This is a genomic window from Pseudomonas sp. 008, from assembly GCF_016861935.1.
In the GTDB taxonomy this organism is placed as follows: domain Bacteria; phylum Pseudomonadota; class Gammaproteobacteria; order Pseudomonadales; family Pseudomonadaceae; genus Aquipseudomonas.
Window position 1 is genome coordinate 256663 of record NZ_BOMA01000008.1, and the last position, 17563, is coordinate 274225.

Sequence of the window (17563 nt, forward strand, 5' to 3'; positions counted from 1 at the left end):
TTCAGCACTGCGAAAATTGACCGGAAACCAAAAAACAAGTTCCCATAAACGCTGAAAGGTCAATACGAGCAAAATGATATTACTTTGGCGCAAGCTCCCGCAGGTGGCGTGCGACTGCAATCCATGCACCGATATACCCCAACAGCACCGCGCCAAGCAAGAGCGACAGACCGTCGGCAACTGGCACTCCGGCCAGCGCAAAATCACTGCCGTACAAACCGGCCAGTCCAACCACCGCGTCGTTCAGCCAGTTCAGGCCGAACGCCAATACGCCCCAGGAAAGAATCCCCGCACCGAAGCCATATAGCGCGCCCATGTACAGAAAGGGCCTGCGCACATAACTGTCCGTGCCGCCGACGAGTTTAATCACTTCTATCTCTGTGCGGCGGTTTTCAATATGAAGACGAATGGTATTGCCTATCACCAAAAGTAATGCAGAAACCAAAAGCACGGTCAGACCGAAGACAAAACGGTCGCCCAGCTTGAGGATGGCCGCCAGACGCTCGACCCAGACTAGATCAAGTTGCGCCTGTTGTACCTTCGGCAACTCGGAAAGTTTTTGTCGTAATGCTTCAAGCGCAGGCTTGTCGACCTCTTTCGGAGTCACCAGAACCACGCCTGGCAGCGGGTTTTCCGGCAGTTCCTTGAGGGCTTCGCCCAGACCGGACTGCTGCTGGAACTCTTCCAGCGCCTGATCACGACCCACGTATTCGGCATCCGCTACGCCCGGCATGCCTTTGATCTGCTCACGCAACGACTCACCCTCGGCAGGGCTGGCCTCAAGTTGCAGGTACAGGGAAATCTGCGCCGCACGCTGCCAGGAGCCACCGAGACGCTCGACGTTATTCAGCAAAAGTGACAGGCCCATCGGCAAGCTCAGGGCCACCGCCATCACCATGCAGGTGAAAAAACTGCCGATTGGGTGCTTGCCCAAGCGACGCAAGCTGTCCAGCAAACTGGCACGATGACTTTCGATCCAGGCGCGGAACAGCGTGGCGAAATCCGGGCCATCGTCATCGTCGCGTTTTTTCTTCTGCTGTGGTTGCGGATCGGCGGCCTTCGGGGCCACGCGCTCGGAAACCTTGGGGCTACGTGTCGCACTCATACGCCGGCCTCCCCGTCGCCGATCAATCGACCACGCTGCAGGGTCAGCATGCGATGACGCATGCGGGCAATCAGCGCCAGGTCGTGACTGGCGATCAGCACGCTGGTGCCCAGGCGGTTGATGTCTTCGAACACGCCCATGATTTCTGCCGCCAGACGCGGGTCGAGGTTACCGGTCGGTTCATCCGCCAGCAGCAAGGCCGGGCGGTGAACGATGGCGCGAGCGATGCCGACGCGCTGTTGCTGGCCGGTAGACAGGTCGCCAGGGTAGAGATCGGTTTTGTCCGAGAGCGCCACGCGCTCCAGGGCCGAGTCCACGCGCTTGACGACTTCGGCCTTGGACAGGCCAAGGATCTGCAACGGCAACGCGACGTTATTGAACACCGTGCGATCGAACAGCAACTGGTGGTTCTGGAACACCACGCCGATCTGTCGGCGCAGGAACGGAATCTGTGCGTTGCTGATGGTGCTCAGGTCTTGCCCGGCCAGCAGCAATTTGCCGGTGGTCGGACGTTCCATGGCCAGCAACAGCCGCAACAAGGTGCTTTTACCCGCGCCGGAATGGCCGGTGACAAACAAAAATTCGCCCCGACGGACTCGAAAGCTCAGCTCATGCAAGCCGACGTGACCGTTCGGGTAGCGTTTACCGACCTGTTCGAAACGAATCATGAACGCTCCCGCTCGGCAAACAATGCCTGGACAAAGGGTTCTGCTTCAAAAGTACGCAAATCGTCGATGCCTTCACCAACGCCGATGTAACGGATCGGCAAGCCAAACTGCTTGGCCAGGGCGAAAATCACCCCACCCTTGGCGGTGCCGTCGAGTTTGGTCAGCGCCAGGCCGGTCAATTCGACGGTCTGGTTGAATTGCTTGGCCTGGTTGATGGCGTTCTGGCCGGTACCGGCGTCGAGCACCAACAGCACCTCATGAGGTGCGTCGGCGTCGAGCTTGCCGATCACCCGGCGAACCTTCTTCAACTCTTCCATCAAATTGTCTTTGGTGTGCAGGCGACCGGCGGTGTCGGCGATCAACACATCAATGCCACGGGCCTTGGCGGCCTGCACGGCGTCGAAGATTACCGAAGCCGAGTCGGCGCCGGTGTGCTGGGCGATCACCGGGATCTTGTTGCGCTCGCCCCAGACCTGCAGTTGCTCGACCGCCGCGGCGCGGAAGGTGTCACCAGCGGCGAGCATGACTTTCTTGCCTTCCAGTTGCAGCTTCTTCGCCAGCTTGCCGATGGTGGTGGTTTTGCCGGCACCGTTGACGCCGACCACCAGAATCACGAACGGCTTGTTCTGCGAGGTGATTTTCAGCGGCTGCTCGACCGGTTTGAGCATCGCTGCCAATTCGGCTTGCAGGGATTTGTACAGCGCGTCGGCATCGGCCAGCTCCTTGCGGGCGACTTTCTGAGTCAGGCGCTGAATGATCACCGACGTCGCTTCGACGCCGACATCGGCGGTCAGCAGTCGGGTCTCGATGTCTTCGAGCAGTTCGTCATCAATGGTTTTCTTGCCGAGGAACAGGCTGGCCATGCCCTCGCCAATGCTGGCGCTGGTCTTGGACAGGCCTTGCTTGAGACGGGCGAAGAAACCGGCTTTGGTCTCTTCGGTACGCACAGGCTCGACTGGAGTTTCGAGGGGCGCAACCGGTGTGGCGGCAACAGGAGCGATGACGGGTGCAGGCGCAGGCGCTGGAGCAACCGGAGCAACCGGAGCAACAAATGCTGGCACTGCAGGCTCTGGAACCACTGGAGCAGGTTCGGCCACGAACACGGGTGGAACGGCTGCCGGTGCAACGACTGCCGGCTCAACCACTGGCGCCCGAACCGGCTCCGGAGCAAACGCAGTCGGGGCCGGAATCGGTGGCGTGATGTGCGGCGCTTGCTCATCTTCAACCAGCGCCACCGGCTCTTCCGCTACCGGCAATGTCAGCCACGGCGTGGCAACTGGCGTCAGCGGCAATGGGGCCGCGACTTCGGTTTCAGGTACGAGCGCGGCCGCAGGTTGCAGCACCGGCTCGGCAATCGGCGCAGGCTTTTGCTCTATAACCGGTGCCGGGGTTGGCTCAGAAAGTGGCTGTGGCTGTTCGACAACGGGTTCCTGCGGCTTTTTGCGCAGCCATCCGAACAGGCTTTTCTTCTCACCAGCCGCAGCTGGGGTCTTCTTGTCGTCGTTGGAACCAAACATGGAGGACGGCTATCTCACGGTAGCGACGCGCCAATAGGCGCCTCGGCAAATAAAAATTCGATGCTGAACAGACTGCGATTCATCCAGCTTGTTCACGCGCAACATTTTGTCGAGGAGCCAACGGCGCCTCAAAGGTCGACTAATACGAAGGACTGGAACGGCATCGTCGGCGAAAACGCAGAGTTTAGCTGACAAACTCAAAGTTTCTGCCGGTAACCCATGCAACCTGCAAGCCGATCAAAGGCCTGATAGGCGTGGCCGCCAGTAAAACGGATCAGTATCCTAGCACCCTCTCGCCCGCCGACGCTAAGACCAGCGGGCAGCCCAACAGGTTTAAAAACGAATGAATGCTCTAGCCCGCCGCGCTGCAGGCCTGCTGCTCAGCACAGTTTGTCTGCCCCTCTCAGCCTTGGCTGCCGACCCACAACCGACCCACGAATTCACCCTCGACAACGGCCTGAAGGTTGTCGTGCGCGAAGACCATCGCGCACCGGTCGTCGTTTCTCAAATCTGGTACAAGGTCGGCTCGAGCTACGAGACCCCAGGCCAGACTGGGCTGTCCCATGCGCTGGAACACATGATGTTCAAGGGCAGCGAGAAAGTCGGCCCCGGCGAAGCCTCGCTGATCCTGCGCGACCTTGGCGCCGAAGAGAACGCTTTCACCAGCGACGACTTCACCGCGTATTACCAGGTGCTGGCCCGCGACCGCCTGGGCGTGGCCTTCGAACTGGAAGCCGACCGCATGGCCAACCTGCGCCTGCCGGCCGACGAGTTCACCCGCGAAATCGAGGTGATCAAAGAAGAGCGTCGCCTGCGCACCGACGACAAGCCGATGTCCAAGGCCTACGAACGTTTCATGGCCATGGCCTACCCCGCCAGCGGTTACCACACACCGACCATCGGCTGGATGGCCGACCTCGACCGCATGAAAGTCGAAGAACTGCGCCATTGGTACCAGTCCTGGTATGTGCCGAACAACGCCACTCTGGTGGTGGTCGGCGATGTAACCCCGGACGAAGTCAAAACCCTGGCCCAGCGTTACTTCGGCCCGATCGCCAAGCGCGACGTGCCACCGGCGAAAATCCCGCTGGAGCTGGCTGAGCCCGGCGAACGCAAGATCACCCTGCATGTGCAGACCCAATTGCCGAGCCTGATGCTGGCCTTCAACGTGCCGAGCATTGCCACCGCTGAAGACAAACGCTCGGTGAACGCCCTGCGCTTGATTTCCGCCCTGCTCGACGGCGGCTACAGCGGCCGCATCCCGACGCAACTGGAACGCGGCGAAGAGCTCGTGTCCGGTGGGTCGTCGAGCTACGACGCCTATACCCGTGGCGACAGCCTGTTCACCCTGTCGGCTTCGCCGAACACCCAGAAAAAGAAAACCATGGCTCAGGCCGAAGCCGGCTTGTGGAAACTGCTCGAACAACTGAAAACCACCGCGCCATCCACTGAAGAACTGGAGCGGGTACGAGCGCAGGTCATTGCCGGCCTGGTTTTTGAGCGTGACTCGATCACCAGCCAGGCCACCGCCATCGGTCAGCTGGAAACCGTCGGCCTGTCCTGGAAACTGATGGACACCGAACTCGCCGACCTGGAAAGCGTGACCCCGCAAGATATCCAGAAGACCGCCAAGCTGTATTTCACCCGCGAACGTCTCAGCGTCGCCCATGTACTGCCACAGGAGACGACTCATGAGTGAGCGTAAAAAGTCGCGTCTGGCCCTGATCGGCCTGATCGCTGTTGCACTGATCGGGTCTGCCGCCTTCTATCTGTCAAAACCCGACGAGTCCAACGCCAGCGAAGCCCTCGACAAGGCCAAGTCCAGCCAAAAGCTGCAATCGCTGGCCGAACTCGACGGCAAGGCCCCAAGCCATCGCTCGCTGAACGTGCAGACCTGGAATACCGCCGAAGGCGCCAAGGTATTGTTCGTCGAAGCCCGTGAACTGCCGATGTTCGACATGCGCCTGATCTTCGCCGCCGGCAGCAGCCAGGACGGTGATGCACCCGGCCTGGCATTACTGACCAACGCCATGCTCAACGAAGGTGTGGCCGGCAAAGATGTCGGCGCCATCGCTCAGGGCTTCGAAGGATTGGGCGCCGACTTCAGCAACGGCGCGTACAAGGACATGGCGCTTGCCTCCCTGCGCAGCCTCAGTGCCGTGGACAAACGCGAGCCTGCCTTGAAGCTGTTCGCTGAAGTCGTCGGCAAGCCGACCTTCCCCGCCGACTCGTTTGCGCGCATCAAGAACCAGATGCTCGCCGGCTTCGAATACCAGAAACAGAACCCCGGCAAACTCGCCAGCCTGGAGCTGATGAACCGTTTGTACGGCGATCATCCGTACGCACACTCCAGCGACGGCACAGCCAAGAGCATTCCACCGATCACCCTGGCGCAGTTGCGAGCCTTCCATCAGAAAGCCTACGCCGCCGGCAACGTGGTGATTGCGCTGGTAGGCGACCTGTCGCGCGCCGAGGCAGAGGCGGTTGCCGCCCAGGTGTCCGCCGACCTGCCCAAGGGCCCGGCCCTGGCGAAAATCGAACAACCGACCGACCCCAAGCCCAGCATCGGCCACATCGAGTTTCCGTCCAAACAGACCAACCTGATGATCGCGCAACTGGGTATCGACCGTGACGATCCGGATTACGCAGCGCTGTCCATGGGCAACCAGATTCTTGGCGGCGGCGGTTTCGGCACCCGGCTGATGAGCGAAGTGCGCGAGAAGCGTGGCCTGGCTTACGGCGTGTATTCGGGTTTCAGCCCGATGCAGGCTCGTGGCCCGTTCATGATCAACCTGCAAACCCGCGCCGAAATGAGCGAAGGCACCCTGAAACTGGTGCAGGATGTGCTCGCCGACTACCTTAAGACCGGCCCCACCGAGAAAGAACTCGACGACGCCAAGCGTGAACTGGCCGGCAGCTTCCCGCTGTCCACCGCCAGCAACGCCGATATCGTCGGTCAGCTCGGCGCCATGGGCTTTTACAACTTGCCGCTGAGCTACCTGGAAGACTTCATGCAACAGTCCCAGAGCCTGACCGTCGAGCAAGTCAAAGCCGCACTGAACAAACACCTGAGCACGGATAAACTGGTCATCGTCAGCGCTGGCCCGACCGTGCCACAAAAGCCGTTGCCGGCCCCAACTGACAAACCCGCCGAGCAACCGCTCGGGGTTCCGGAGCATTAATGGCCACTCGCCCAAAAAAACCTGTCCATAACGTGCATAACGGTGTGAACCAACTGCGCATCATCGGTGGCGAATGGCGCAGCCGAAAGCTGAGCTTCCCGGATGCTCCGGGCCTGCGCCCGACGCCGGACCGGGTGCGTGAGACCCTGTTCAACTGGCTCGCGCCTTACGTCGCTGGGGCCAAGGTGCTCGATCCGTTTGCCGGCAGCGGCGCGCTGTTCCTGGAAGCCTTGTCCCGTGGCGCGGCCATGGGCCAGGCGCTGGACGCCAGCAACATCGCGGTGTCCAGCCTGAAAGAACATCTGGGCACCCTGCGCTGCACCAACGGCCAGGTACAGACTGCCGACGCCTTGCGTTATCTGGAAACCCAACCGGCCACGGCGTTCGACCTGGTGTTCCTCGACCCGCCGTTCAATCAGAATCTGTTGCCTGTGGTTTGCACTCTGCTCGAAGAACGTCATTGGCTGGCCGACGATGCGTGGGTCTACACTGAAAGCGAAAGCGCACCGTCGATATTGGGTTTGCCAGAAAATTGGCGCCTGCATCGGGAGCAAAAATCGGGACGTGTGTACTACGCGTTGTGGCAACGTATGGCAGGGATCGCCGGCTAGTCCGGCCTGAGAAAACGGTGCGAAGCTCAGTCAGCTAACGCTGCGGGTACGCGCCGCAGCATCGAGAGCAATCGTGTCCCATCTGCCAGAACGTTTCACCCCTGCCTTCACGCCCGCCTACGGCCTGGGTAATCCGCACTTACAAACCTTGTGGGGACCGCTATGGCGCAAAACCACGCATATCGAGCGTGAGCGCGAGCGATTGTGGCTTGAAGATGGCGATTTCCTTGACCTGGACTGGCACGGTCCACACAGCGCGAATGCACCGTTGGTGCTGGTATTGCACGGCCTGACCGGCTCGTCGAATTCGCCTTATGTGGCCGGCATGCAGAAAGCGCTGGGTGCCCAGGGTTGGGCCAGCGTCGCGTTGAACTGGCGGGGTTGCTCCGGCGAGCCCAATCTGTTGCCGCGCAGCTACCATTCCGGGGCCAGTGAAGACTTGGCCGAAACCATCAGGCACCTGCGCACCCAACGCCCCCTCGCGCCGCTGTATGCGGTCGGTTATTCCATGGGCGGTAACGTGTTGCTCAAGCATCTGGGTGAAACCGGCAGCAACAGCGGTGTACTCGGTGCGGTGGCAGTGTCGGTGCCGTTCCGCCTCGATCACTGTGCCGATCGTATCAGCCAGGGTTTTTCCCAGTTCTACCAAGCGCATTTCATGCGAGAGATGGTCGCCTACATCAAGAACAAGCAACGCAGATTCCAGCATGAGGGACATGAGGATGGCCTGGCGGCATTGGAGGCGCTGGGCTCTTTGGAGAACTTGCGCACCTTCTGGGATTTCGACGGCCGGGTCACCGCACCGCTCAATGGTTTCGCCGATGCCGCGGATTACTATCGTCGCGCTTCGAGTCGTTATTTCCTTGGAGAGATTCGCACGCCGACCCTGATTATCCAGGCGGCTGACGATCCGTTTGTGTTTCCGCATAGCCTGCCGCAAGCCGACGAATTGTCCGCCAGCACTCAATTCGAGTTGCAGGCCAAGGGCGGGCATGTCGGTTTCGTCGAGGGCTCGTTCAGGCAACCGGGTTACTACCTGGAACGGCGCATTCCCCAATGGCTGGCCGCCACAGGGCGCAAGTAAACAGTGGAAGTCGATCAGGGCGAGTCGATCCACTTCTGGCAAACGGCACCGCTGGCCGGGGTCGAGTTGTTGTCTGCGCGCTACATCGAGCACCGTTTCGCCCCTCATGTGCATGACGGCTATGTGATCGGCATGATCATGGCCGGCGCCCAGCGTTATCGCTATCGCGGTGCCGAGCATCTGGCGGGCAGCGGCACGCTGGTGCTGATCAATCCGGACGAACTGCACACCGGCCACAAAGGTACGGAGGACGGTTGGTTGTACCGGGCGTTTTATCCCGACAGCGGGCAAATTCTCTCGCTGCTGGAGGAGCTTGAACTGCCGAGCGACACCTTGCCGGTGTTTGGCGCCACGCTGTACCGCGACCCGGATCTGGTGAGGGGGTTCTGCCAACTGCATCGACTGCTGGAAAGTCCGTCCACGGCCCTGCAGCAGCAAACGGTCTGGCGGGAAATGATGTTGTCGTTGTTGCAACGCCACGCAGCCGTCCCGATCGCCGCCAAACCCGGCAAGGAACACCGCGCGGTGACCTTGGCCAAAGAACGGCTGCAATCGCAATTGGCGGCGCCGCCCTCGCTGGAAGAACTGGCGGCGACGGTGAACCTGTCCCCCTTCCACTTCGCCCGGGTATTCCGCCGCGCCACCGGCATGCCGCCGCACGCCTGGCTGATGCAGCAGCGTATCGCTCGGGCACGGGCGTTGTTACAGGACGGCTGCCTGCCGCTGGAAGTCGCGACGCAACTGGGTTTTGCCGACCAGAGTCATCTGAGCCGGCAATTCAAGCAGGTTTATGGCGTTGGACCGGGAGCGTATCGCAGCGCGCGGCAGTTACCCGGTTGATGACAGCAAAGATCCAAATGTGGGAGCAAGCCAGCCCCCACATTGGCTCTGCGCTTACTCGCCGGTGGCGACGCCTCGCGCGGGGTCGTTGATCCACTCGCTCCACGAACCGGCATACAACGCCCCCAATGGATAACCCGCCAGGCACAGGGCGAACAGGTTGTGGCAGGCCGTCACGCCGGAACCGCAATAGGCGACCAGCTCCGTCGGCGAACGATCACCGAGCTTCGCAGCAAACCGCTGTTTGAGCTGATCGGCGGGCAGAAAACGCCCGTCGCTACCCAGGTTTTCGGTGAACGCGGCGCATTGTGCGCCGGGAATGTGCCCGGCAATCGGATCGATCGGTTCCACTTCGCCCTTGAAGCGCGGCATGGCGCGGGCGTCGAGCAAGGTCAACGCGGGCTGGCCGAGACGTTGCTGGAGCTGTTTGGCGCTGAGCACCAGCGAAGCATCCGGCGTCCCGGTGAAGGTGCCGCGAGTGATCGACGGCGGATCAAGACTCAGGGGTAATCCGGCGGCATGCCAGGCCTTCAGCCCGCCATCGAGAATGAACACACCGTCGCGCTTGCCCAGCCAGGCCAGCAACCACCAGGCCCGCGCCGCGTAGGCGCCAGGACCGTCATCGTACAAAACCACTTCGCTGTCGGCATTGATGCCCCAGGCTTGCAGGCGCTCGATCAGCTTTTCGGGTTCAGGCAACGGATGACGCCCGGTAACGCCCTTGACCACTGCCCCGCTCAGATCACGCTCGAGATCGGCAAAGCTCGACCCGGCAATATGCCCTTCGGCATAGCTGCGCTGACCGTAATCCGGGTCTTCGAGGGCAAAACGACAATCCAGAATCACCAGCCCCGGGGTCTCCTTTTTCAGGTCCAACGCTTGCGGGCTGATCAGTTGCGCAATGGGCATAACGGGCTCCTGTGATGTTGTCGGTCTTGAATCCTAATGCACTTCTTCCAGCGCCTGGGCCAGTGGCACGTAAAATTCGTCGAACAGCGCATTTACCGCGTCGCGCGATTGATCGGTGACGAACCCGGCCTCAAGCACCAACACCTGATACACGCCGCGCTTGATGGCCTGTTCGCTCAAGTGGTTGGAGTTTTCCCGCGTGGTGCACAGAAACCGCACCCACGACGTGAGGATGATCCAGGCGTTCAGCGTCAGGGACTCGATCTGAACCTTATCCATGTTCAGGATGCCAGCGGCGACGAACCCTTCGTAAATGGCGGTGCCCTGGATCAGGCAGCGCTGGGAAAAGCGCCGGTAACGGGCGGCCAGTTCGGGATCACTGTCGAGCAAGTGCTCGAGGTCGCGATGCAAAAACCGGTAGCGCCACATGGCGGCGAGCAATTCCTTGAGGTAGAAGCGCTTGTCTTCGACCGTCGCGGCGCGGCCCTGGGGTGGGCGCAGGAAGCTGTCCACCAGGCTTTCGTACTCACTGAACAGCACAGCGATGATCGCCTGCTTGTTGGGGAAGTGGTAGTACAGGTTGCCCGGAGAAATCTCCATGTGGGCAGCAATGTGGTTGGTGCTGATGCTGCGCTCGCCCTGCTGATTGAACAGCTCCAGGCTGTTCTGCACGATGCGCTCGCTGGTTTTGATCCGAGGGGCCATGGCTTGAGCTTTAATTCAGAGTGCGGTGACGGGCATCTTACGACCTATCCGTGGGTGGATAAAACAAAGCTGCGTCAGGATGTCATTTGACTTTTTAGAGTATGGACTCTAAAAATCCCCTCATTACAATAAATCCGGAGCCGACCATGCCTGCTGACATCGCCTACCTGAAGAACTTGCAGCAGCCTCTGGACGAGCTCCAAACCCTGTTCGATGCTCAACGCGCCGCGTATGCAGGCAACCCGATGCCACCCGAAGCTCAACGCCAGCAATGGCTAAAGGCATTGCGGGACCTGTTGAGCAATGAGCGCCAGGCCTTGATCGACGCCATCAGCCAGGATTTCAGCCACCGCAGCGCCGACGAAACCCTGCTCGCCGAATTGATGCCCAGCCTGCACGGCATTCACTACGCCAGCCAACACCTCAAAGGCTGGATGAAAACCTCGCGGCGTAAAGTCGGCATCGCCTTTCAACCCGCGTCGGCCAAAGTCGTTTATCAACCGCTGGGCGTAGTCGGGGTGATCGTGCCGTGGAACTACCCGCTGTATCTGGCCATCGGGCCACTGGTGGGGGCGCTGTCGGCGGGTAACCGGGTGATGCTCAAACTCAGCGAATCGACCCCCGCCACCGGTTTGCTGCTCAAGGAATTGCTGGGGCGGATATTCCCTCAAGACCTGGTCTGCGTGGTGCTCGGCGAGGCCGACATCGGCGTGGCGTTCTCCCGGTTGCGCTTCGATCACCTGCTGTTCACCGGCGCCACCAGCATCGGCAAACACGTGATGCGCGCAGCCGCCGAGAACCTGACTCCAGTGACCCTCGAACTGGGCGGCAAGTCCCCGGCCATCGTTTCCCGCGATGTGCCGCTCAAGGATGCCGCCGAACGCATCGCTTTCGGCAAGACCCTCAACGCCGGGCAAACCTGTGTCGCCCCGGACTACGTGCTGGTGCCGGAAGACCGCGTCGGCTCCTTCGTCGAAGCCTATCGCCAGGCAATTCGCGGGTTTTATCCGACCCTGGCCGACAATCCGGACTACACCGCCATCATCAATGACCGACAACTGGCGCGGCTCAACGGTTACCTCAGCGACGCTACCAGCAAGGGCGCGCTGCTGATTCCGCTGTTCGATCAGGGCCAGGGCCGGCGCATGGGTCATAGCCTGCTGCTCAACGTCAGCGACGACATGACGGTGATGCAGGACGAAATCTTCGGCCCGCTGCTGCCGATCGTGCCGTACAAGGACCTCGATGAAGCGTTTGCCTACATCAACCAACGGCCTCGTCCGCTGGCGCTGTATTACTTCGGCTACGACAAGCGCGAGCAAAACCGCGTTCTCCACGAAACCCATTCCGGCGGCGTATGCCTCAACGACACCTTGCTGCACGTCGCCCAGGACGACATGCCGTTCGGCGGCATCGGCGCCTCGGGCATGGGCCACTACCACGGCCATGAGGGTTTCCTGACCTTCAGCAAGGCCAAGGGTGTGCTGATCAAACAGCGTTTCAATGCAGCAAAGCTGATCTATCCGCCGTACGGCAAATCCATTCAGAAACTGATCCAGAAGCTGTTTATCCGCTAACGATCAACACCGCCGGGTAATAACAATAATGAGCCCAAGCCTGTCCGACACACCCGCGCTGTCACGGCGCGGCCTGCTTAAATTCAGCCTGGGCGCCAGCGCCTTTCTGGCCACGGCCGGATTAGGCGCGAGCCTCAGCGGCTGCTCGTCGAGCACGGCGGCCAGCGGTTTCGCGACTCTGCGCAGCGGTGACCTGTTGTTTCTGCGGGCACTGATCCCGGTAATGCTCGACGGTGCCGTGGCCGTCGAGAAAATGCCGGCCGCCGTCGAAGGCACCCTCAAAAGCCTGGATTACAGCCTCGATCACCTGTCTGCGGAAATGCTCAAGCTGACCCGGCAATTGTTCGATGTGCTGGGGATGAGCATCACCCGCGGCCTACTGACCGGGATCTGGGGCAGCTGGGAAAACGCCAGCGGCGAAGATATCCGGCGCTTTCTCGATCGCTGGGAAAACAGCTCGCTGAGCTTGCTGCGCATGGGCCATAGCTCGTTGCTGCAAATGGTGATGATGGCGTGGTACAGCCGGGCGGAGTCGTGGGTGCATTGCGGGTATCCGGGGCCGCCTACGGTTTGAGACCGCAGCGCGCCCAGAACATAACAACAAGAGAACCTGACGATGCCCGTACCCGATCCGTTCCGCGAAGGCCTGGCCCGTGGCTGGAAAACCTACAACGGCGCCCAACTGACCCAGAACCTGACCCTCGAAGCGGATGTGGCGATCATCGGCAGCGGTGCCGGCGGCGGAACCACTGCCGAAATCCTCAGCGCCGCAGGCTACAAGGTCTTGCTCATCGAAGAAGGCCCACTCAAGACCAGCAGCGACTTCAAGATGCTCGAAGATCAGGCCTACGCCAGCCTCTATCAGGAAGGCATCGGGCGCATGAGCAAGGACGGTGCGATCACCATCCTCCAGGGCCGGGCGGTGGGCGGTACCACGCTGATCAACTGGACTTCGAGCTTTCGCACCCCGGATCCGACGCTCGAACACTGGGCCAAGGAACATGACGTCGTAGGCCACACACCGGTCGAGATGGCGCCCTGGTTCGAGAAAATGGAACAACGCCTGGGCGTCGCCCCGTGGCGGGTGCCACCCAACGCCAACAACGACGTCATCCGCAAAGGCTGCGAAAAACTCGGCTACGCCTGGCATGTGATCCCGCGCAACGTGCGCGGCTGCTGGAACATCGGCTACTGCGGCATGGGTTGCCCGACCAACGCCAAGCAATCGATGCTGGTCACGACCATCCCGGCGACCCTGGAAAAAGGTGGCGAGCTGCTCTATCTGGCTCGCGCTGAAAAGCTGTCGATCAAGGACGGCAGAGTTACGGGCCTGTTCTGTGTAGCGATGGATGAGCGTTGCGTTGCCCCTACCGGACGCACAATCACGGTCAAGGCACGGCATTACGTGCTGGCCGGTGGCGGGATCAACAGCCCGGCGCTGCTATTGCGTTCAGAGGCGCCGGATCCGCATGAGCGACTGGGGAAACGGACGTTCCTGCATTTGGTCAACATGTCCGCCGGACTGTTCGACGAGGTGATCAACCCGTTCTACGGCGCGCCGCAGTCGATTTATTCCGACCATTTCCAGTGGCAGGACGGCATCACCGGCAAGATGTCCTACAAATTGGAGGTCCCACCATTGCACCCGGCGCTGGCCACCACCCTGCTCGGTGGCTTCGGCACGGAAAACGCCCGGCACATGGAGAATCTGCCACATACCCACGCGATGCTGGCGTTGCTGCGAGACGGTTTTCACCCGGACAGCCCCGGCGGCAGTGTCGAATTGCGCAGTGACGGCACGCCGGTGCTCGACTATCAGGTTTCACCGTATGCCTGGGACGGGTTGCGCCGGGCGTTCCATAGCATGGCCGAGATCCAGTTCGCCGGTGGCGCCAACGCTGTGATGCCGCTGCATGCCGACGCCCGTTACGTGAAAACCTTCGCCGAAGCGCGCGCATTGATCGACGGATTGAGCCTTGAGTTGTATCGCATGCGCCTGGGCAGTGCTCATGTAATGGGCGGTTGTGCCATGGGTGAAGATCCGAAAAACGCCGTGACCGACAGCCTCGGCCGACATCACCAACTGCACAATCTATCGATTCACGACGGCTCGCTATTCCCCACCAGCATTGGTGCAAACCCACAATTGTCGGTCTACGGACTGACGGCACAACTGGCGAATTCACTGGCCGAGCGTTTGAAAAACCCATGAAAACGCGGAATATTCCCATCGTCTATAGTGCTTTCTTACCCAACAGGCGACTTGGCCGACCGGTAAGGCTGCGATACCATCCGACTCCCCAACGGACTCCCGCCAGGACGACGCGATGAACCGAGTGTTGTACCCAGGTACCTTCGACCCTATTACCAAGGGCCATGGCGATCTGGTCGAACGCGCCTCGCGCCTGTTCGATCACGTGATCATCGCCGTCGCCGCCAGCCCGAAGAAAAACCCGCTGTTTCCCTTGGAACAACGTGTGGAGCTGGCCCGCGAGGTCACCAAACATTTGCCGAACGTTGAAGTCGTCGGCTTCTCGACGTTGCTCGCGCATTTCGCCAAAGAGCAGAACGCCAATGTGTTCCTGCGTGGTTTGCGCGCGGTGTCGGACTTCGAATACGAATTCCAGCTGGCCAATATGAACCGCCAACTGGCACCGGATGTGGAAAGCCTGTTTCTTACCCCGTCCGAGCGTTATTCGTTCATTTCCTCGACACTGGTCCGTGAAATCGCGGCCCTGGGCGGCGATATCACCAAGTTCGTCCACCCGGTGGTGGCCGACGCCCTCACCGAACGCTTCAAAAAGTAGGCGCTGCCGAAGCTGCACTTGATCGCGCCCGCGTGCACTGCGGGCGCCAATGCGGCACAATTGTGCGCATTGGTTTATTGCGCCAGGGCCTGCCGCCCCGGCTGGAGTTAGCATGTCCCTGATCATCACCGACGATTGCATCAACTGCGACGTCTGCGAACCTGAGTGCCCGAACGCCGCCATTTCCCAGGGCGAAGAGATCTACGTGATCGACCCGAACCTGTGCACGCAATGTGTCGGCCACTACGACGAACCGCAGTGCCAGCAGGTCTGCCCGGTGGATTGCATTCCGCTGGACGAGGCCCATCCGGAAACTGAAGAACAGTTGATGGAGAAGTACCGGAAGATTACCGGTAAGGCTTGAAAGCCTGGAGAGATCGTCCGAAGGCTCGAGCGGCGTTCGGACGATCTTTTTTATGCCTCACTCCCGCTGCTCAAACCCTTCCCCGACGCACCCCAGACACCGCACAAACGCCGCTTTCGCCGGGTCGACCACCAGCGCCTGCCCTGCATCGCCAATGCCGCCGCCCAGCGCGGTAAATGGCAGCGACACCACAAACGCCCCGGCACCGATCACTGTCGCCACCACCAGCAACGGTCGGGCAATCAGCAGATCGCCAAGCATGGCGTAGGCCGGTGGATTCTGGATGGTGTAACGCGGGTCGCCGCTGCCGTTCTCATTAGCCAGCGCGGGCGCAGCGACGCTCAGCAGCAGCGTGATGACAAGGGTTCGAAACAGATTCATGGCACGGTCCTTCGGCTAGGCAGTGAGAACACTGACTATAGACCGTAGCCGATATCAGCTCTGACAGCGCGGACAAAAGACGCTGGCGCGCTGCCCGAGTTTGACTTCCCGCAGCCCCGTGCCACAGACCTTGCAGTGTTCACCGCCACGGCCGTATACGAACAGCTCCTGCTGGAAGTACCCCGGCTGGCCGTCGCCGCCGATAAAGTCCCGCAACGTGGTACCGCCCCGTTCGATGGCGAGCGCCAGGATGCGCTTGATCTCGATCGCCAGCTTCAAATAACGCCCCCGGGAAATGCTCTTGGCCTCGCGGCGCGGGTCGATGCCGGCAGCAAACAGCGCTTCGGTTGCGTAGATATTGCCGACGCCAACCACCACCGCGTTATCCATGATGAACGGCTTGACCGCCATGGATCGCCCACGGGACAGCTGGAACAGACGCTCGCCATCGAACAGATCGGTCAACGGCTCCGGCCCCAGGCGAACCAGCAGTTCGTGATTCAGCGGGTCGAGACTCCAGAGCATCGCCCCGAACCGACGCGGGTCGGTGTAACGCAGGGCCAGGCCCGATTCCAGCTCGATGTCCACATGTTCATGCTTGGCCGCCGGCAAGCCGGCTTCCACCAGCCGCAGATTCCCCGACATGCCCAAATGGCTGATCAACGTGCCGACTTCGGCATTGATCAGTAAATACTTGGCCCGCCGTTCCACCAGCACGATGCGCTGGCCCGACAGCCGCACATCCAGGTCTTCGGGGATCGGCCAGCGCAGACGGCGCTCACGCACGATCACCCGGCTGACGCGCTGGCCTTCCAGGTGCGGTGCAATTCCGCGGCGGGTGGTTTCGACTTCCGGCAGTTCAGGCATGAGGCTCTCGAATCAGGCGAGGTTCGACACTCAACGTGTGGCGAGGTCGCGAATTTCTTGTTTCTGGGTTTCGAAATCGTATTCCGATAGACCGATGTAATCGAGCACCAGATGCCCGACATTGTTCCATTCGTGGTCTTCAGACTGGTTGCCCAGCACCCGATAGGAGGCACAAATGTGCTCGGCCATCTTCAGGATTGCCAGCAGGTTTTTCAGCGGTGTATTGCGGCACGACTCATCGCTGAAAATGGCCAGGGCATTGTGATGGTTGGCAATGGCCTGGGTGACATGTTCCGGCAGACGCCAGGACTTGGCGGTGTAATACCCGACCACGGCGTGGTTGGTGTTGTATTGCTTGTTTTCGGTATCCACCACGCGGCATTCGACGCTGGCGTTGGCATAGGCCTGTTCCAGCACTTTCATGTAGTCGGGGAATTTCTTGAGCATCAGCGGGATGCCACAATCGTGGAACAGGCCCAACGCATAAGCTTCATCGCCGGCCTGGACACCGACGCGCTTGGCCAGGCTCAGGCAGGTCATCGCCACGTCCTGCGCCGTGTCCCAGAAACGGTTGAGGGTGACGATGGTGTCGTCGTTCAGCTCGCCCTTGATCGACTGCGCGTTGATCAGGTTGATGATCGAACGGCTGCCCAACAGATTTACTGCTCGCTGGATCGCGGTGATCTTGTTGCTCAAGCCGTAATACGGCGAGTTGACGATTTTCAGCAAGGCACCGGATAGGCCCGGGTCCTGGGAGATCAGCTTGGCGATCACCTCCAGGTCCGGGTCGGGCATATATTGCTCCATCTGCAGATCCACCATGATCTGCGGCTGGGCCGGCACACTGATGCCTTGCAGGGACTGTTGAATCTGTTCAGAAGACAGCTCTTGGGACATAAGTACGCACTCCGGGTCAGGCGGGGATTCTAACCCTTAAAAAGATCGA

Annotated in this window: 18 protein-coding genes; 10 read left to right on the forward strand and 8 right to left on the reverse strand. The window is 60.7% G+C overall.

All coding sequences use genetic code 11. From position 1 onward, the window contains the following. Nucleotides 1-79: 79 nt before the first annotated feature. Genes ftsX through ftsY form a run of 3 tightly spaced genes read right to left on the reverse strand, consistent with a single transcriptional unit; the run spans nucleotide 80 to nucleotide 3290 of the window. On the reverse strand, nucleotides 80-1105 hold the full coding sequence (gene ftsX / locus JUI81_RS18490) for a permease-like cell division protein FtsX (protein ID WP_018928695.1): 1026 nt from the start codon (nucleotides 1103-1105) through the stop codon (nucleotides 80-82). After that, on the reverse strand, nucleotides 1102-1773 hold the full coding sequence (gene ftsE / locus JUI81_RS18495; RefSeq protein WP_018928694.1) for a cell division ATP-binding protein FtsE: 672 nt from the start codon (nucleotides 1771-1773) through the stop codon (nucleotides 1102-1104). Before ftsE ends, ftsX begins: the two co-directional genes overlap by 4 nt. After that, the gene (ftsY, locus tag JUI81_RS18500) at nucleotides 1770-3290 is read right to left on the reverse strand and encodes a signal recognition particle-docking protein FtsY (protein ID WP_096479419.1); all 1521 of its coding nucleotides are present in this window, start codon (nucleotides 3288-3290) and stop codon (nucleotides 1770-1772) included. Before ftsY ends, ftsE begins: the two co-directional genes overlap by 4 nt. Before the next feature lie 343 nt (nucleotides 3291-3633). Here ftsY and JUI81_RS18505 point away from each other — a divergent pair, with 343 nt between their 5' ends. The 5 genes from JUI81_RS18505 to JUI81_RS18525 all read left to right on the forward strand — a co-directional run bounded on the left by JUI81_RS18505 (nucleotide 3634) and on the right by JUI81_RS18525 (nucleotide 9007). Then, a complete protein-coding gene (locus tag JUI81_RS18505; protein ID WP_096479418.1) occupies nucleotides 3634-4989 on the forward strand; it encodes a pitrilysin family protein in 1356 nt (451 codons plus the stop codon). After that, the gene (locus JUI81_RS18510; protein ID WP_019580603.1) at nucleotides 4982-6472 is read left to right on the forward strand and encodes a pitrilysin family protein; all 1491 of its coding nucleotides are present in this window, start codon (nucleotides 4982-4984) and stop codon (nucleotides 6470-6472) included. Before JUI81_RS18505 ends, JUI81_RS18510 begins: the two co-directional genes overlap by 8 nt. Then, nucleotides 6472-7083: a 16S rRNA (guanine(966)-N(2))-methyltransferase RsmD gene (gene rsmD, locus JUI81_RS18515; protein WP_018928689.1), complete on the forward strand. Its 612-nt coding sequence runs from the start codon at nucleotides 6472-6474 to the stop codon at nucleotides 7081-7083. The genes JUI81_RS18510 and rsmD overlap by 1 nt, the downstream gene beginning before the upstream one ends. Before the next feature lie 73 nt (nucleotides 7084-7156). After that, a complete protein-coding gene (locus JUI81_RS18520; RefSeq protein WP_018928688.1) occupies nucleotides 7157-8167 on the forward strand; it encodes a hydrolase in 1011 nt (336 codons plus the stop codon). A 3-nt stretch (nucleotides 8168-8170) separates the two neighbouring features. Further along, a complete protein-coding gene (locus JUI81_RS18525) occupies nucleotides 8171-9007 on the forward strand; it encodes an AraC family transcriptional regulator (RefSeq protein ID WP_028939082.1) in 837 nt (278 codons plus the stop codon). Nucleotides 9008-9061: 54 nt separating this feature from the next. Here the strand turns inward: JUI81_RS18525 and JUI81_RS18530 are convergent, their stop codons facing one another. Together JUI81_RS18530 and JUI81_RS18535 are read right to left on the reverse strand one after the other, a co-directional pair. Then, nucleotides 9062-9916 (reverse strand): sulfurtransferase, encoded by an 855-nt coding sequence (locus JUI81_RS18530; protein ID WP_204124794.1) that lies wholly within the window; start codon nucleotides 9914-9916, stop codon nucleotides 9062-9064. Nucleotides 9917-9949: 33 nt separating this feature from the next. Beyond that, nucleotides 9950-10621, reverse strand: coding sequence for a TetR/AcrR family transcriptional regulator (locus tag JUI81_RS18535; protein WP_018928685.1), 672 nt, complete (start codon nucleotides 10619-10621; stop codon nucleotides 9950-9952). A gap of 146 nt (nucleotides 10622-10767) precedes the next feature. Between JUI81_RS18535 and JUI81_RS18540 the strand changes: the two genes are divergently transcribed. The 5 genes from JUI81_RS18540 (at nucleotide 10768) to JUI81_RS18560 (ending at nucleotide 15369) form a co-directional block, all read left to right on the forward strand. Continuing rightward, nucleotides 10768-12198 (forward strand): coniferyl aldehyde dehydrogenase, encoded by a 1431-nt coding sequence (locus JUI81_RS18540; protein ID WP_019580599.1) that lies wholly within the window; start codon nucleotides 10768-10770, stop codon nucleotides 12196-12198. Nucleotides 12199-12226: 28 nt separating this feature from the next. Continuing rightward, nucleotides 12227-12772, forward strand: a complete 546-nt coding sequence (locus JUI81_RS18545; RefSeq protein WP_204124795.1) for a twin-arginine translocation pathway signal protein — start codon at nucleotides 12227-12229, stop codon at nucleotides 12770-12772. Between the two features lie 42 nt (nucleotides 12773-12814). After that, entirely contained in the window at nucleotides 12815-14410 is a 1596-nt protein-coding gene (locus JUI81_RS18550; RefSeq protein WP_204124796.1) for a GMC family oxidoreductase, read from the forward strand. A gap of 115 nt (nucleotides 14411-14525) precedes the next feature. Then, nucleotides 14526-15005, forward strand: coding sequence for a pantetheine-phosphate adenylyltransferase (gene coaD / locus JUI81_RS18555; RefSeq protein WP_007939322.1), 480 nt, complete (start codon nucleotides 14526-14528; stop codon nucleotides 15003-15005). A 112-nt stretch (nucleotides 15006-15117) separates the two neighbouring features. Then, nucleotides 15118-15369: a YfhL family 4Fe-4S dicluster ferredoxin gene (locus JUI81_RS18560; protein WP_003195146.1), complete on the forward strand. Its 252-nt coding sequence runs from the start codon at nucleotides 15118-15120 to the stop codon at nucleotides 15367-15369. Between the two features lie 57 nt (nucleotides 15370-15426). Here the strand turns inward: JUI81_RS18560 and JUI81_RS18565 are convergent, their stop codons facing one another. The 3 genes from JUI81_RS18565 to JUI81_RS18575 are packed head-to-tail and all read right to left on the reverse strand — an operon-like array spanning nucleotide 15427 to nucleotide 17460. Then, entirely contained in the window at nucleotides 15427-15750 is a 324-nt protein-coding gene (locus tag JUI81_RS18565; protein WP_204124797.1) for a multidrug transporter, read from the reverse strand. 54 nt (nucleotides 15751-15804) lie between these two features. Beyond that, the gene (gene mutM / locus JUI81_RS18570; protein WP_018928680.1) at nucleotides 15805-16617 is read right to left on the reverse strand and encodes a bifunctional DNA-formamidopyrimidine glycosylase/DNA-(apurinic or apyrimidinic site) lyase; all 813 of its coding nucleotides are present in this window, start codon (nucleotides 16615-16617) and stop codon (nucleotides 15805-15807) included. A 30-nt stretch (nucleotides 16618-16647) separates the two neighbouring features. Further along, nucleotides 16648-17460: an HDOD domain-containing protein gene (locus JUI81_RS18575; protein ID WP_204124810.1), complete on the reverse strand. Its 813-nt coding sequence runs from the start codon at nucleotides 17458-17460 to the stop codon at nucleotides 16648-16650. Between the last annotated feature and the right edge of the window lie 103 nt (nucleotides 17461-17563).

Excerpts from the sequence above, each read along its gene's own strand:
- ftsY (WP_096479419.1), bottom strand. The coding sequence starts at position 3,290 with ATGTTTGGTTCCAACGACGACAAGAAGACCCCAGCTGCGGCTGGTGAG.
- ftsE (WP_018928694.1), bottom strand. The coding sequence starts at position 1,773 with ATGATTCGTTTCGAACAGGTCGGTAAACGCTACCCGAACGGTCACGTC.
- JUI81_RS18540 (WP_019580599.1), top strand. The coding sequence starts at position 10,768 with ATGCCTGCTGACATCGCCTACCTGAAGAACTTGCAGCAGCCTCTGGAC.
- JUI81_RS18560 (WP_003195146.1), top strand. The coding sequence starts at position 15,118 with ATGTCCCTGATCATCACCGACGATTGCATCAACTGCGACGTCTGCGAA.
- rsmD (WP_018928689.1), top strand. The coding sequence starts at position 6,472 with ATGGCCACTCGCCCAAAAAAACCTGTCCATAACGTGCATAACGGTGTG.
- mutM (WP_018928680.1), bottom strand. The coding sequence starts at position 16,617 with ATGCCTGAACTGCCGGAAGTCGAAACCACCCGCCGCGGAATTGCACCG.
- JUI81_RS18535 (WP_018928685.1), bottom strand. The coding sequence starts at position 10,621 with ATGGCCCCTCGGATCAAAACCAGCGAGCGCATCGTGCAGAACAGCCTG.
- JUI81_RS18510 (WP_019580603.1), top strand. The coding sequence starts at position 4,982 with ATGAGTGAGCGTAAAAAGTCGCGTCTGGCCCTGATCGGCCTGATCGCT.
- JUI81_RS18565 (WP_204124797.1), bottom strand. The coding sequence starts at position 15,750 with ATGAATCTGTTTCGAACCCTTGTCATCACGCTGCTGCTGAGCGTCGCT.
- coaD (WP_007939322.1), top strand. The coding sequence starts at position 14,526 with ATGAACCGAGTGTTGTACCCAGGTACCTTCGACCCTATTACCAAGGGC.
- JUI81_RS18505 (WP_096479418.1), top strand. The coding sequence starts at position 3,634 with ATGAATGCTCTAGCCCGCCGCGCTGCAGGCCTGCTGCTCAGCACAGTT.
- JUI81_RS18545 (WP_204124795.1), top strand. The coding sequence starts at position 12,227 with ATGAGCCCAAGCCTGTCCGACACACCCGCGCTGTCACGGCGCGGCCTG.
- ftsX (WP_018928695.1), bottom strand. The coding sequence starts at position 1,105 with ATGAGTGCGACACGTAGCCCCAAGGTTTCCGAGCGCGTGGCCCCGAAG.
- JUI81_RS18550 (WP_204124796.1), top strand. The coding sequence starts at position 12,815 with ATGCCCGTACCCGATCCGTTCCGCGAAGGCCTGGCCCGTGGCTGGAAA.
- JUI81_RS18530 (WP_204124794.1), bottom strand. The coding sequence starts at position 9,916 with ATGCCCATTGCGCAACTGATCAGCCCGCAAGCGTTGGACCTGAAAAAG.